Raw genomic sequence first — 14,436 nt, 5'->3', positions numbered from 1 at the left:
TTGGGTTACCGGCGGTCACTGCTTATGAGACTGCCTGTCAGCAAGGTCGTCAATCCCTCGCGCACGACTTGTTGACCGCGCGTCTACCAACGTGTGACGCTGCCAACTGTCCAGTCCTGTACGGGAGTACGTGAGACGAGGAGGCGTCAGTGTCGACGCACGAGCTCTACACCAAGGACCCGGGCGAGGGCGTCTGGCAGATCCCCGCCACCGGTTCGGCCCGCTTCAGCTGGGAGTACGACGGAGGCCGCGAGCGGCTCCTCGCGCTCTACCAGAAGGGCAAGGACAAGCAGTGGGACGGCGCCAAGCGCATCTCCTGGGACATCGAGGTGGACCCGTACGATCCGCTGGGCACCCCGGACGAGGCGCTGACGCTGTACGGGACGCGGCACTGGGCCAAGCTCACCGAGAAGGACAAGGGCGAGCTGCGCCGGCACTACGCCTCCTGGCAGTTCAGCCAGTTCCTGCACGGCGAACAGGGCGCGATGGTGTGCGCGGCGCGGATCGTCGAGTCGGTGCCGGACCTGGACGCGAAGTTCTACTCCGCCACCCAGACCATGGACGAGGCCCGGCACGCCGAGATCTTCGGGCGCTTCCTGCACGAGAAGGTCGGAATGCTGTACCCGATCAACAACAGTCTCCAGGGGCTGCTGGGCGACACCCTGCGCGATTCCCGCTGGGACATGCCGTACCTGGGCATGCAGGTGCTCATCGAGGGGCTGGCGCTGGCCGCCTTCGGGATGATCCGCGACACGACCGACAAGCCGTTGCCGAAGCAGATCCTGGCGTACGTGATGCAGGACGAGGCCCGGCACGTGGCCTTCGGACGGATGGCGCTGCGGGACTACTACCGGCAGTTGACGGACGCCGAGCTGCGCGAGCGCGAGGAGTTCGTGATCGAGGGCTGCTACCTGATGCGGGACCGGCTGCGCGGGGTGGAGGTGCTGGAGAACTTCGGCATCCCGAAGAAGGAGGCGGAGCGGTTCAGCGAGGAGTCCGAGTTCCTGGCCCTGTTCCGCAAGCTGCTGTTCAGCCGGATCGTGCCCTGCGTGAAGGACATCGGGCTGTGGGGCGAGCGGCTCCAGAAGGCGTACCTGGAGATGGGCGTCTTCGAGATGGGCGACTCGAATCTGGACCTGCTGATGCGCGAGGACGAGGAGATCGCCGAGGCCCTCGACCGCGAGCGCTTCGCGGCCGAGGAGTCGGAACGGGTGGCGGAAGTCCGCGCCACGATCGCGGACGGCGCGGACGTCTGACCCGCCCCATCACTCGGCGGGACCGACCGGCCGGGGACGGGGTGGGGTGTTGTCCGGGACGTAAAGCGTGATTTGTGGCGCGGCCGAAGGCCGCGCCCGTCAACGCCAGGCCCAGGGCGCCATAAAAATCATGCAGTCCCGGACGACACCCCACCCCGGCACCGGCCCCAGCCGCCCCGGCCCGGCTGCGGCCCCGGCCAGGAGCCCGCACCCGCCGAGCCTCCGGCGCAGCCGGACCTACCCCGCCGAGCCCCGCAGGGACAGCGCCGCCTCCATCACCGACCGCGCGATCGGAGCGGCGGCCAGGTTCCCGCTGATGTCACCGCGGTTCGCCGCCGCGTCCTCGACCACCACCGCCACCGCGACCGCCGGCAGCGGAGCCCCCTCGGCCTTGGCCCAGGAGATGAACCACGCGTACGGGGTCCCCGCGTTGCCCACGCCGTGCTGCGCGGTGCCGGTCTTGCCGCCGACCACCGCGCCCGGGATCGCCGCGTTCTTCCCCGTCCCGTTCTCCACCACCTTCACCATCAGCTCCTGCAGCCGCAGCGCCGTGGCCGGAGTCATGGCCCGGCCCAGGCTGCGCTGGTCGCCGCGCCGCACGGGCGACCCGTCGTCCTGCGTGGTCCGGTCCACGAGGTACGGGGACTTGACCTCCCCGCCGCCCGCGACCGCGGCCGCCACCATGGCCATCTGCAGTGGTGTCGCCCTCGTGTTGAACTGCCCGATGGAGGACAGGGCCAGCTGGTCCTGGCTCATGTCCGTGTCGAAGTTCGACCGGGACACCCACGAGGGCACGCGCAGCCCGTCGCCGTTGAACCCGAAGCGTTCCGCCGCCGCCACCATCCCGCGCAGCCCGACCCGCACCCCGATCTTCGCCATCACCGTGTTGCAGGACCACTGCACCGCCTCCGCCATCGAGGCGTCCTGGCAGCCCGTGCTCGCGTTCGGCAGCAGCGTGCTGGTGCCGGGCAGCGGGTACGGGTCCGGCGTCTCGGTCGGCGCGTCCACATCGGTGACCACGCCCGCGTCGAGGGCGGCCGCCGCCGTCACGATCTTGAAGGTGGAGCCGGGCGGGTAGGTCTCGCGCAGCGCCCGGTTGAGCATCGGCCGGGCCGGGTCCGTGTTCAGCCGCGCCCAGGCCTCCTTGACCCGCGCACCCGTACCGGAGAGCACGGAGGGATCGTACGAGGGGCTGCTGACCAGGGCGAGGATCTTCCCGGTGGCCGGCTCCAGGGCGGCCACCGCGCCCCGCTTGCCCGCGAGCCCGGCGTACGCGGCCCGCTGCACGCCCGCCCGGATGGTGGTGGCGGCGTTCCCGCCGGCCGGGCGGCCGCGGGCGAGGTCGTACCAGAGCGGGAAGGCGGAGAGCCCCGGGTCGGTGCCCGAGAGGATCGGGTCCTCGGCGCGCTCGACGAAGCTGGTCCCGTACGTCTGGGAGGAGAAGCCGGTGACGGGCGCGTACAGCGGGCCGTTCTTGTACGTCCGCTCGTAGCGCAGCAGTTGGCGGCTGTCGCGGGAGCCGGTGACGGGGCGCCCGTCGACCAGGATGTCCCCGCGCGGTTCGGCGTAGCGCTCGATGACGGAGCGCTTGTTGGCCGGGTTCGCGCCGTAGGCGGCGGCCTCCCAGACCTGCACGCGCCCGATGTTGACCAGCAGGGCGACGAGCAGCAGGGCGCAGAAGTACGCGCACCAGCGGATGTAGCGGATCACGCGGCGGCCTCCGGGCGGGCGGTCTGCTGCGCGGGGCGCGGTCTGCGGGCGCTGTCGCTGAGCCGGACCAGCAGGGCGACGATGATCCAGTTGGTGACGACGGAGGAGCCGCCCTGGGCGAGGAAGGGCATGGCCATGCCGGTGAGCGGGATGAGCCCGGTGACGCCGCCCGCGATGACGAACACCTGGAGCGCGACGATCGAGGCGAGGCCGGTGGCGAGCAGCCGGCCGAAGGGGTCGCGCAGCGCGAGCCCGGCGCGGAAGCCGCGGGCGACGAGGAGCCCGTAGAGGAGCAGGATCGCGGCGAGGCCGACGAGGCCGAGCTCCTCGCCGGCGGTGGCGAGGATGAAGTCCGACTTGGCGGCGAAGCCGATGAGGAAGGAGTGGCCGTGGCCGAGCCCGGCGCCGAGCAGGCCGCCGGCGCCGAAGGCGAAGAGGGACTGGGCGAGCTGGCCGGGGCCTTCGCCGCGCTCGATGGAGGCGAAAGGATTCAGCCAGTCGTCCACGCGGCTGTTCACGTGCGGCTCGAAGGTCCCGACGGCGTACGCGCCGAGGGCGGCGAGCAGCAGCCCGATCGCGATCCAGCCGATCCGGCCGGTGGCGGTGAACAGCATGATCACGAACAGTCCGAAGAAGAGCAGCGAGGTCCCGAGGTCGCGCTCCAGGACCAGCACGCCGACGCTGAGCAGCCAGATCGTGAGGATCGGGCCGAGGACCCGGCCGGGGAGCAGGCGCAGTTTCCAGAAGAGCCGGCGGCCGGTGAGGGCGAGGGCGGTGCGGTTCGCGGCGAGGTAGGCGGCGAAGAAGACGGCGAGCAGGATCTTGGCGAACTCCCCCGGCTGGAAGGAGAGTCCGGCGAAGCGGATCCAGATGTGGGCGCCGTTGACCGCCGGGAAGAAGACGGGGACGAGCATCAGCGCGAGGGCGGCGGTGACGGACAGGTACGCGTAGCGCTGGAGCGCGCGGTGGTCGCGCAGCGCCGCGACGACGAGGACGAACAGCCCGATCCCCAGGGCGGACCAGAGGAGTTGGTCGTCGGCGGTGAGGTGGGCGGGGGTGGTCGCGTCGAGGCGCTGGATGAGGACGAGGCCGAGTCCGTTGAGCAGTACGGCGATCGGGAGCACGACGGGGTCGGCGTACGGGGCGCGCAGGCGTACGGCGACGTGCGCGACGAGGGCGGCCGCGGCGAGGCCGCCGGCGTAGTGCGCGGCGGGGCGCGGGATGTGGCCGGTGGTGGCGAGGCCGACGTAGAGGTGGCCGAGGACGGAGATCAGGACGGCGCCGACGAGGAGCGTCAGCTCGACGCCGCGGCGCTTGGGGGCGCGGGCGCCGGGGGGCGGGGGCGGGGCTGGTTCCGCCACCTCTGCCGTCAGAGCGGTCATAGGCGAAACGTAGCAAGCGAACGGATGCTATGTCCGCTTATGTCATAGTGTGCCGAAGAGTCGTCACAAACGGTCGGAATCAGGAGCCGAGCCTTATGGGACCTGTGGAATTCATCGTCCTCGCCTTCCCGGAGGAGCAGCTGCGGGTGCCGGCGGTCGAGGCCGTGATGGGCCTGCGGAAGACCGGGGTGGTCCGGCTCATCGACGGGCTCGTGGTGACGAGGACGGCGGCGGGAGAGGTCCTGGCGGCCGAGTTCGACGAGTTCGTGGAGCTACGGGGCCTGCTGACGGGCCGCGACGCGGCACGGCTGATCGGGCCGGAGGACGTACAGGAGTCGGCGGGGCTGCTGGAGCGCGGGAGCTGCGCGCTGCTGCTGGTGGTCGAGCACGTGTGGGCCGAGGACGCGGCGATCGCCGTACGGGCGGCGGGCGGCCGGATCGTGGGCTCGGTCCGCATCCCGGTGGACCGGATCCCGGCCGACCCCCGGATGGGCGTGGCCTGATGTTCATCCGGCCGGTGGGCGTGACGGTGCGGTCCGCGGACCGCCCGGCGGGCCACCCGCTGCTGCGGGGCCTGCTGGCGCGCGCGACGGGCACGGCGGAGGGCACGGTGCGGGCGGACGAGCCGCGGCACGGCGTGCGGTGGACACCGGCGGGGGCGGTGGAGCCGGCGGACGTGGGGGAGCGGGGGGAGCCTGATGAGCCGCTGGAGTGGGAGCCGGAGCCGGAGCGGGTGGAACCGCCGGAGGCGGGTCCCCCGGGGAGCCGGCCGGGGGACATCCCCACGGGCGGACCCACACCCCCGGCAGGCCTGGTGGCCGAGCTACGGCAACTGGCCGACCTGGCCCGGGAAGGCCTGCTGACCCCGCAGGAGTTCACGACGGCCAAGGCCCGGCTGCTGCGCGGCTGACGACAGGGACGCGGGGCGGGGGTACGGGCCCGGGCCGGAGTACGGGCCCGGGCCGGAGTACGGGTGCGGGGCCGGAGTACGGGTGCGGGGTACGGGTGCGGGGCCGGGGTGCGCGTGCGGGGCCGGGGCTTCCGGCGTCACACGGCCGGATCCTCCGGCTCCACCGGGGCGCGGCGCTCCGATTCGAGGGCCGCGGCTCCGGCGCACACGACGGCGGCCAGCGCGAAGCCCAGCACGGCCGGGTTGACGTAGCCGGGGACGGATTCGGCGGCGTACCTTCCGCCACCCGTCGTCTCACAGACGAAGCGGAGGGGCACGTAGTCCACGGTGTAGTCGACGACCGTCAGCGCCCGCTCCCACTGCCCCGGCGTCCGACAGGGCCGCAGCGGCGACGAGTCGGTGCCGCCGTCCTCCGCGTCCACCACCGCACCGGCGACGTGGAGCAGGCCCCACGTGTAGAAGGCGACCGCGACGGCACCCAGCAGGGCGGCGAGACCCCGGTGCCACACCCGGTCCCCGGTACGCCGACGGCCGACCCGGCCGAGCGTGACGAAGCCGTAGCCGAGAAGGCCGAGGCCCGCGACCAGGCCGGCCGGAACGAGCAGCAGAAGCAGGAGCGCCATCCCCGGAGTCCACCAAGCCGAGTTCACGCCCCCTATGACGGAGCCCACAGTTCCGGCAACAGGGCTGTCACAGGGCGGGCGGGGGCTTCGGGTGGCTCCGCCTCCCGAGGACTCCGCCGACCGGGTGATCGGGACGGGGCCCGCTGGGACCGTTGGGGGATTTGTCATACCGGGCGTGGCAGCATCAGCGGCCTCGGAGGTGATCACATTGTCCCATCGGCTGCTTCGTGCCGCCTGCGTCGCCGCGGTGCTGCTCACGGCCGGGCCGCTCCCCGCCGTTCGTGCCGAACCGCTGCCCGGTGAGAACGTCGGGGTGCTGCTGACCCGTCTGCAGGGGCTCTACCAGAAGGCCGAGGAGGCCGCCGAGGCCTACAACGCCACCGAAGTCGCCCTCAAGGCCCGCCAGGAGGAGGAGCGGCGGCTCGCTGCCGAGTCCGGCAGGGCCCGTAGCGCCCTCGGTTCGGAGAGGGCCGTGCTCGGGCGGCTCGCCCGGGAGCAGTACCAGGGCACCCGCGGCCTTTCCCCGTACGTCCGGATGCTGCTCGCCGGGAACCCGCAGGCCGTCCTGGACCAGCGCCGCCTCGCCGCCCGCGAGGGCGCCCGGCGGGCCGCCGTACTGGAGCGGCTCACCCGTGGTGAGCGGGCGGCCGACGCCCTCGCCGCCCGGGCGCGCACGGCGCTGGACTCCCAGCAGGCCCTGGCCGCGCGGCGCAGGCAGCAGAAGGACGAGGTCGCGGTGCAGCTCAAGGAGGTCGAGCGGGTGCTCGCCTCGCTGACCGCCGAGCAGCTCGCGCAGCTCGGCGCGCGGGAGGCCCGTGACACCGCCGCCGCGCAGCGGGAGCTGGTGGACTCCGGCCGGCTCCCCACCCGCGCCGGTACTCCCACGGCCGCCGGCGGCGCGGCCCTCACCTACGCGGCGGCCCAGATCGGCAAACCGTACGTGTGGGGAGCCGAGGGCCCGGCGTCCTTCGACTGTTCCGGGCTGACCTCGCAGGCGTGGGCGCACGCCGGCCGCGCCATCCCCCGTACCAGCCAGGAGCAGTGGGCGCGGCTGCCGAAGGTGCCGCTGGACCAGCTGCGGCCCGGGGATCTGGTGGTCTACTTCCCCAAGGCCACCCACGTGGGCCTGTATGTGGGTGAGGGGAAGGTGATTCAGGCGCCGCGGCCGGGAGCGAAGGTCAAGGTCTCGCCGATCGCCGCGAACCCGCTGCTCGGGGCCGTACGGCCCGACCCCGACGGGACGCCGCTCGCGGAGTTCACCCCGCCGCCGCTGCCCGAGGCCGCGACGGCGGGGGACGACACCGGTTACTCCGAGGAGGAGGCGCCGGAGACCGACGACGCGACCTCCGCCACGTAGTCCGCCGCGTCCTGCGGGTCGTAGAAGTACGCGTCGAAGTCGGCCGGGTTGTCGAAGCCGTTGGCGAATCGATTCGCCACCGGCTGGAGCTGCCCGGCCGCGCCGATCAGGTTCAGCACGTGCTCCGGCGGGACGCCCAGCATCGCGTTCGTCCACTGCGTCACCGGCTTGCCCGTGGTGAACCAGTACTTGTCGAACGTCGCCTTCATCCACGCCTCGTCGAACGGGTTGTCCCCGTGCATCAGGATCGACGAGAGGTACGAGGCCGCGCACTTGGCGGCGGAGTTCGAGCCCTGGCCCGTGATCGGGTCGTTGGCGACGACCACGTCCGCCACGCCCAGCACCAGCCCGCCGCCGGGCAGCCGCCCGATGGGCTCACGGACCACCGGGGCGTACCGGCCGGCGAGCGTGGCGCCCGCGTCCGTCAGCTCCACCTTCGTGGCACGCGCGTACTCCCACGGCGTGAACTTCTCCATCAGTTCCAGCGTGAGCGCCAGGTGCTCCGCCGGGTCCGTGACGCCCTTGAAGACGTCCAGCGGGCCGCCCGGGAGGCCCTCCCAGAACAGGATGTCCGCCCGCCCCGAGGTGGTGAAGGTCGGCATGACGAACAGCTCGCCGACGCCCGGGACGAGGTTGCACCGCACGGCCTCGGTCTCCGGGTGCTCCGGGCGCGGGCCGAGCCCGTGCACGTAGCTGACGGCCAGCGCGCGCTGCGGGGCGTCGTACGGGGAGCGGGCCGCGTCCCGGCCGAACATCGACACCAGCTCGCCCTTGCCGGCGGCGACCAACACCAGGTCGTACGTACGGGAGAAGTAGTCGAGGTCGGCGACGGACGCGCCGTGGATGACCAGCTGCCCGCCGCGCTGCACGAAGGCGTCGAGCCAGCCGGCCATCTTCACGCGCTGGTCGACGGACTGCGCGTACGCCTTGAGGTCGCCCAGCCAGTCGATGGGGCGGCTGCCGTCGGGGGCGGCGACGGAGACGCCGAGGCCCTCGATCCGCGGGGCCTGCCGCTCCCAGAAGTCGAGCTGGAGATCACGCTCGTGCTGGAGCGCCGTGTCGAACATGACCTGCGTGGACATCACCCGCCCGGTGCGGATCTCGTCCGGCGTCCGGTTGGACATGAGGGTGACCTCGTACCCCTTCGCCTGGAGTCCGAGGGCGAGCTGGAGACCGGACTGGCCGGCTCCGACGACAAGTATCTTGCGCATCTCTCACGTTCTCTGTTCGGGGGTGCTCTATTCGGGAGTGGTGTCGAGGGCGTGGCCCACCAGGGTCAGCAGGGATTCGACGACCGTGAGGCGGCGCCGCGCGTCCATGATCACGACGGGGACGTCCGGCGGGATGGTGAGCGCCTCGCGCACGTCCTCGGGCTCGTACGATTCGGTGCCCTCGAAGTGGTTCACGGCGACGGCGTACGGCAGCCCGCAGCTCTCGAAGTAGTCGAGGGCGGGGAAGCAGTCGCGCAGCCGGCGGGTGTCGGCCAGCACGATGCCGCCTATGGCTCCGCGCACCAGGTCGTCCCACATGAACCAGAACCGCTCCTGGCCCGGGGTCCCGTACACGTAGAGGACGAGGTCGTCGTCGAGGGTGACGCGGCCGAAGTCCATGGCGACGGTGGTGGTGTTCTTGTCCGGGGTCGCGGACAGGTCGTCGGTCGGGACGCTGGCCTGGGTCATCACCGCCTCGGTACGCAGCGGGGTGATCTCGGAGACGGAGGACACGAAGGTGGTCTTGCCGACGCCGAAACCGCCCGCGACCAGCACCTTGACGGCGACGGGCGCACGGGAGCGGTCGTACTGCCAGGGCTGGACGGCCTCGTCGTCCGCCGCCCCGGACACGCCCGACACGTCCAACACGTCCGACACCGGCGGGTCAGAGACGGCGAAGACCACTGAGCACCCTTTCGAGCAGCGCGCGTTCGGGCCGGCCCGTGCCGTGGCCCGTCCCGTAGACGCGGATCCGGCCCTGGTCGGCGAGGTCGCTGACCAGGACGCGGACCACACCGAGCGGCAGCTTCAGCAGCGCGGCGATCTCGGCGATCGTGCGCATGCGGCGGCAGACCTCGACGATGGCGGGCAGCTCGGGCATGCGGTCGGGCTTCTGCGGCTCGGACACCTTGGTGTCCAGGGCGGCGACGAAGGTCTCCACCAGCAGGACCTGCGTGAACCGGGTGCGGCCTCCGGTGAGGGAGTACGGGCGTACGCGGGCGGGGCGGCGGTCGGCGCCGCGTATCGGCAGCCGGTCGGAGGCCGGACTCCTCACGGGGTTTTCTCCATCGACTGGCGCAGCTCACTGCGGACTTCGGGGGTCAGGACGTGGCCGGCGCGGCCGACGAACAGGGCCATGTGGTAGGCGACGACGCTCATGTCGCAGTCGGGGGTGGCGTGCACGCCCAGCAGTGAGCCGTCGCTGATGGCCATGACGAAGACGGAGCCGTGCTCCATCGCCACCATGGTCTGTTTGACGGAACCGCCGTCCATCAGGGCGGCCGCGCCGCTGGTGAGGCTGCCGAGGCCGGAGACGATGGTGGCCAGGTCGGCGGAGGCGCCCCGCGGCCCCTTGCTCCTGGCCTGCGGGGCTGCGGCGGCGCCGTCCGTCGCGGGGTCCGAGGACAGGAGCAGGAGCCCGTCCGAGGACACGACGGCGACGGAGTTGACGCCGGGCACCTCCTTGACCAGGTCGGTCAACAGCCATTGCAGGTTGCGGGCCTGGGTGCTCAGTCCGTACGTACTGGGCGCGGTCATGTGCGTGCCTCCTGTGCGGTGTCCCCCTGGTCGGTGTGGCCCTGCCCCTGTTCCCGGTCCCGTGCGTGCTCGCGCCCCGGCTCCCGCGCGAGTTCGGCGGCGGCCACGCGCCGCCCGTCCTGGGCGCCCTGGTAGAACCCGCCGAGGCGGCGCCGCAGTTCGTCGGCGTCGACGCGGCGCGGCGGCTCGGAGGGTCCGTCGTCACCGACCGCGCGGGGGGCGGGGACGGACCGCGGGGTCCGCTTCGGCAGACCCTTGTCGGTGACGGGCTCCGCCTCGCCGAGGTCGGCGGGGTGGCTGCCCTGCCGGGGGATCCAGTCGGCCTCGGCGGTCGCATGGCTGTGCGGCTCCGGCTCGGGCGATGTTTCCCGTACGTCGGCACCTTGCCCGGCGTCGTGCGCCGCGGTCGGGATCCCCGGCTCGGGGTCCGGCACCCCGAAGGCGCCCGCGTCCGCGTCGGGAACGACCCGCGCGAGCAACTGCTCCTCGGGACCGGGCCCGGCCGGGACCTCCGCCGCGGGGGCTGCCGTCGGCGTGGGGACGGTGAAGATCTGCTCGGCGGGCGGCAGCGGGCCGTCCAGCGGATCCGCGGCGACACCTGCGGCCGTGTCCGGCCCGGCCGAGACCGGCTGCGCCTGGTCGGAGGCCGCCGGAGCCTGCGACGCCGCGGCGGCGGCCTCGGGCACGACCCGGGCCAACAGCTCCTCGGCGGGCGCGGCCACGGACTCAGGCCGCGACTCGACGGCCGTGTCCGGCCCGGGCGAGGCCGACTGCGCCAGATCCGCCAGGTCGGAGACCGGGGCCTCGCCCGGCAGGGCGGCTCCGTCCAGGCCGGGCTCCAGGCCCGGCTCCGGCTCCGTGGCAACGGCCGACGGCACGGCGGGGTCCGGCCCAGCGGCCAGGGCCTCGCCCGGCACGAAGGCCTCGACCAGGCCGGGCTCCAAGCCCGGCTCCGTGGCAGCGGCCGCCGACACGGCGGGGTCCGGCGCGGCCAGGGCCTCGCCCGGCACGGAGGCCTCGACCAGGCCGGGCTCCAGGCCCGGCTCCGACTCCGTGGCAACGGCCGCCGGCACGGCGGGGTCCGGCGCGGCCGCCAGGGCCTCGCCCGGCAGGGCGGCCTCGTCCAGGCCGAGCTCCGGCTCGGTCCCCGGCTCCGCCGGTACCGCCTCGCCGCGCGGGCGGCTCGGCAGGGTGTTCTCGTTCGCCTCCGCGATCACGCCCGGCAGGTGCAGCGCGGGCGCGCCCGGCGTGGCCAGGGTGTGCACCGGGGAGGCCGGCGGGGCGGCGGGGAGCAGTGCGGCCGGGACGACCACCAGGGCCTCGGTGCCGCCGTGCCGCGGGGCGCGCAGCTCCGCGGTGACGCCGTGGCGCGCCGCGAGGCGTCCGGCCACGTACAGGCCGAGGCCCAGGCCGTGTTCCGCCTCGGGCTCCTCGTCGTAGGCCTCGGGCGTGGACAGCCGGGCGTTCAGTGCCTCCAGCCGGTCCTCGGTGACCCCGATGCCCTCGTCGACGACGGACAGCACGACGTCGCCGGAGTCCAGCAGCCACCCGGACACCTTGACCTTGGCGTCAGGCGGCGAGAACGTCGTCGCGTTCTCCAGCAGCTCGGCCAGGACGTGCGAGATGTCGTCGGCCGCGTGCCCGGCGACCTGGGTGTGCGAGGGCAGCGCGGCGAGGTCGACGCGCTCGTAGCGCTCGATCTCGCTGACGGCGGCCCGCATGACGTCGACCAGCGGTACCGGCAGCCCCTGGCCGTGGCCGTGTTCCTGACCGGCGAGGACCAGCAGGTTCTCGTTGTGGCGGCGCATCACGGTCGCCAGGTGGTCGAGCTTGAACAGGGTGGCGAGCCGGTCCGGGTCCTGTTCCTTGGACTCCAGCTCCTCGATGACCGTGAGCTGGCGCTCCACCAGGCCCAGGGTCCGCAGCGACAGCGAGACGGAGGTCGTCGACATGATGCGGCGGTGCTCTTCGAGCCCGGCCCGCAGCGTCGTCAGCTCCTCCTCCAGCACCTCGCGGCCCGAGGTCAGCGCCTCGTTGCGGCCGATGATCCGGCGCCGGTCGGCGTCGAGCCCGGCGATCCGGGTGTGCAGGGAGACGGTCTGGTCCCGGACCGCGTTCAGGTGGCGTACGACCTCGGCGAATTCGTCGTTGCGGCCCGTGAACCGGACCGGCTCCACCGAGCCCTCCGGCGTCGCCAGCCGTTCCGCGCCGCGGCGCAGGACGGACAGCGGCCGGGTCAGCGAGCGGGCCACGGCGGTCGAGACGCCCACGGCGATCAGGAACAGCAGGCCCAGCACGGCGATCAGGGTTTCGAGCCGGGTCACGTCGTCGTCTCGCTGGGCGGCGAGCGCGGAGGCGCGCTGTCCGGCGAGGGTGGACTCGACTGACCGCATCCGGTCGATGCGGGCGGTGAGCGCGGAGCCGACGGCGGCCCCGTCGGTCCTGCGGTCGGCGGACGACAGGGTGGGCCGCTCGGTGAGCCGCTTGAGGTAGTCGTCGGCCGCCTTGACCTCGGGTCCGGTGACGGTGGCGGCGAGGGTCTGGCGTACGTCGGGCCGCGCGGCCCGCGCGAAGTCGTCCAGGGCGGCCTGTTCCCGTACACGCGAGCGCTGGGCGGCGGTGGTGAGTTCGTCGACCACGGCCGAGTTGGGGAGCTGCTCGCCGCGGGGGACGGCCAGTGCGGCGAGCAGCAGTCCACGGGTGGCGGAGGCCTGTTCGACCGCCTGGCCCAGCGGGGCCATCGGGCGGGTGGTGGCGAGGGCGGCCACGGCGCGCGGCGGGGTCAGTTCGGCGAGCCGGTCGCCGGGGGCGAGCAGTTCCGCGATGACCCCGGTGTAGGCCTGGTGGGCGGCGAGGGCGCTGCCCTTGCCGTCGACGGCCTCGGCGCGGACGGCCTGGACGCGGGCGATGGCGAGGGCCGTCGGCTCGTCGGCGTCGGCCTGGACCTCGGCGAGCTGCCGGTCGGTGCGGGCCGTACGTTCCTGGACGGGGCCCTTGGCCCCGCCGGGGCGGCCCTTGGCGGCGTACTCGACGACGGCGTCGCGCTCGTCTCCGAGGAGGTGCGCGAGGGTGAGGTTCTGCCGGGTCTGCTCCGCGAGGGTGACCAGGCGCTGGGAGTCGCCCAGTTCCCTCGTGGCGGAGACGACGGCTGGGCTGCCTGCCGCGAGGACGGTGAGGCCGGCGACGGCCACGCCTACGACCAGCCTGCGGCGCACGCGGACGCGGCGTCCTGCGGGGGCCGGGCCGTCGGTGGCGGTGCCGTTCTTCCGAGACCGCTTCTTCTGCACCGGTGCTCGCAATCCTGTACGTGTGCTCTTGCTCGTCTACTCGTGTGGCCGAGGTAACGGCCGGTCAACAAGTAAACGCGCCCCGCCCCCTCGTACCGCCTCAGACCTTTGCAGTGTGATGGGAAGAGAGCCGCACATCACCCACCCGGCCACTCGAACGAGTGAACATCACGGATGAGTTGGCGACCAACTCGGACACCCGGTGTCAGGGCGTGTCCGCGGACAGGCGGTTGAAAGATCCACGCGGGCTTTGGCAGGATGCCCGCCCACATCCCCGGGGGTCCCGGCCGGGCCGTCGGACGCCCCGCGGGCCGCCCTCGCCCACGCCCCCCGCATTGGTACGGACCTACCGCGCTCCGGATCCCCGCGCCCGGCAGAATGACCGCATGCGCATCGACCTCGCCTCCGCCCCCGGCAGCCCGGAACGCCCCAATGAGGACTGGGTGTCGGCCGCGATCCCCGCTTCGGGCGGCGGCGTCCTGGTGGCTCTGGACGGGGTCACCCCGCCGCGCGGCGACGACGGGTGCGTGCACGGAGTGCCGTGGTTCGCGGCCCGGCTCGGCGGCCGATTGACCGAACTGTCCGGATCGCGGCGGGACATGCCGCTGGACCGGATCCTGGCGGAGGCCGTCCGCTCCACGGCCGAGGCGCACCGGGACACCTGTGACCTTTCTCACGTCCGCACACCGCAGGCGACGGTGGTCGTCGTCCGCTGGGACGAGGCGTACGTGGAGCACCTCGTGCTCTCGGACTCCGTACTGCTCCTGCAGGCGCCCGGCGGTGAGGTGACGGCCGTGCTCGACGACCGGCTGGACCGGATCCCGCGGGAGATGCTGCGGTCGCACGAGACGGCGGACACGCTGCGGAACGCGGAGGGCGGCTTCTTCACGGCGGCCGCGGACCCGGCGGTGGCGGCCCGGGCGGTCACGGGGCGCACCCCGCGCGGACGGGTCCGGGCGGTGGCCGCCCTCACGGACGGGGCGAGCCGGTGGACGGACACGTTCGGGGAGGGCGACTGGGGGCAGTGCCTGGCGGTGCTGCGGAAGGAGGGTGCGGAGGGACTGATCGGCCGGGTCCGCGCCATCGAGTCCGACCCGGCGCGCCCGTCGGCCCGGTACAAGCGGCACGACGACGCGTCGGCGGTCTACGCGGAGTTGTAGCGGC

General features: G+C 73.5%; 13 protein-coding genes. 5 read left to right on the top strand and 8 right to left on the bottom strand.

Translation table 11 applies throughout. From position 1 onward, the window contains the following. Positions 1-149: 149 nt before the first annotated feature. Entirely contained in the window at positions 150-1,256 is a 1,107-nt protein-coding gene (locus tag ACGFYQ_RS05470) for a ferritin-like domain-containing protein (protein WP_393740220.1), read from the top strand. Between the two features lie 237 nt (positions 1,257-1,493). On the opposite strand, the gene ACGFYQ_RS05465 is transcribed toward ACGFYQ_RS05470, so the two are convergent. Together ACGFYQ_RS05465 and ACGFYQ_RS05460 are read right to left on the bottom strand one after the other, a co-directional pair. Beyond that, entirely contained in the window at positions 1,494-2,966 is a 1,473-nt protein-coding gene (locus ACGFYQ_RS05465) for a penicillin-binding transpeptidase domain-containing protein (protein ID WP_393740218.1), read from the bottom strand. After that, entirely contained in the window at positions 2,963-4,348 is a 1,386-nt protein-coding gene (locus ACGFYQ_RS05460; protein ID WP_393740216.1) for an FtsW/RodA/SpoVE family cell cycle protein, read from the bottom strand. The genes ACGFYQ_RS05465 and ACGFYQ_RS05460 overlap by 4 nt, the downstream gene beginning before the upstream one ends. Before the next feature lie 95 nt (positions 4,349-4,443). Between ACGFYQ_RS05460 and ACGFYQ_RS05455 the strand changes: the two genes are divergently transcribed. Beyond that, on the top strand, positions 4,444-4,851 hold the full coding sequence (locus tag ACGFYQ_RS05455; RefSeq protein ID WP_393740214.1) for a DUF6325 family protein: 408 nt from the start codon (positions 4,444-4,446) through the stop codon (positions 4,849-4,851). Further along, the gene (locus tag ACGFYQ_RS05450; protein ID WP_393740212.1) at positions 4,851-5,258 is read left to right on the top strand and encodes an SHOCT domain-containing protein; all 408 of its coding nucleotides are present in this window, start codon (positions 4,851-4,853) and stop codon (positions 5,256-5,258) included. Before ACGFYQ_RS05455 ends, ACGFYQ_RS05450 begins: the two co-directional genes overlap by 1 nt. A 137-nt stretch (positions 5,259-5,395) precedes the next feature. Here the strand turns inward: ACGFYQ_RS05450 and ACGFYQ_RS05445 are convergent, their stop codons facing one another. Beyond that, on the bottom strand, positions 5,396-5,881 hold the full coding sequence (locus tag ACGFYQ_RS05445; RefSeq protein ID WP_393740210.1) for a hypothetical protein: 486 nt from the start codon (positions 5,879-5,881) through the stop codon (positions 5,396-5,398). A gap of 208 nt (positions 5,882-6,089) precedes the next feature. On the opposite strand from ACGFYQ_RS05445, the gene ACGFYQ_RS05440 reads away from it, so the two are divergent. Then, entirely contained in the window at positions 6,090-7,238 is a 1,149-nt protein-coding gene (locus tag ACGFYQ_RS05440) for an NlpC/P60 family protein (RefSeq protein WP_393740903.1), read from the top strand. Here ACGFYQ_RS05440 and ACGFYQ_RS05435 read toward each other — a convergent pair. The 5 genes from ACGFYQ_RS05435 to ACGFYQ_RS05415 are packed head-to-tail and all read right to left on the bottom strand — an operon-like array spanning position 7,187 to position 13,272. After that, positions 7,187-8,449, bottom strand: a complete 1,263-nt coding sequence (locus ACGFYQ_RS05435; protein WP_393740208.1) for a styrene monooxygenase/indole monooxygenase family protein — start codon at positions 8,447-8,449, stop codon at positions 7,187-7,189. The genes ACGFYQ_RS05440 and ACGFYQ_RS05435 overlap by 52 nt on opposite strands. Before the next feature lie 27 nt (positions 8,450-8,476). After that, positions 8,477-9,106, bottom strand: coding sequence for an ATP/GTP-binding protein (locus ACGFYQ_RS05430; protein ID WP_393740206.1), 630 nt, complete (start codon positions 9,104-9,106; stop codon positions 8,477-8,479). 7 nt (positions 9,107-9,113) lie between these two features. Next, positions 9,114-9,503 carry a DUF742 domain-containing protein gene (locus ACGFYQ_RS05425; protein WP_362392873.1) on the bottom strand — a complete coding sequence of 130 codons (390 nt, stop codon included), beginning with the start codon at positions 9,501-9,503 and terminating at the stop codon, positions 9,114-9,116. Further along, positions 9,500-9,985, bottom strand: coding sequence for a roadblock/LC7 domain-containing protein (locus tag ACGFYQ_RS05420; RefSeq protein ID WP_393740203.1), 486 nt, complete (start codon positions 9,983-9,985; stop codon positions 9,500-9,502). The genes ACGFYQ_RS05425 and ACGFYQ_RS05420 overlap by 4 nt, the downstream gene beginning before the upstream one ends. Then, complete coding sequence (locus tag ACGFYQ_RS05415) at positions 9,982-13,272, bottom strand: nitrate- and nitrite sensing domain-containing protein (protein WP_393740201.1); 3,291 nt, start codon at positions 13,270-13,272, stop codon at positions 9,982-9,984. Before ACGFYQ_RS05415 ends, ACGFYQ_RS05420 begins: the two co-directional genes overlap by 4 nt. A 386-nt stretch (positions 13,273-13,658) precedes the next feature. On the opposite strand from ACGFYQ_RS05415, the gene ACGFYQ_RS05410 reads away from it, so the two are divergent. Continuing rightward, entirely contained in the window at positions 13,659-14,432 is a 774-nt protein-coding gene (locus tag ACGFYQ_RS05410; RefSeq protein ID WP_393740199.1) for a hypothetical protein, read from the top strand. Positions 14,433-14,436 lie beyond the last annotated feature (4 nt).

The organism is Streptomyces sp. NPDC048258 (assembly GCF_043201995.1).
Lineage (GTDB): Bacteria > Actinomycetota > Actinomycetes > Streptomycetales > Streptomycetaceae > Streptomyces.
This window is presented reverse-complemented; position numbering and strand designations above follow the sequence as displayed.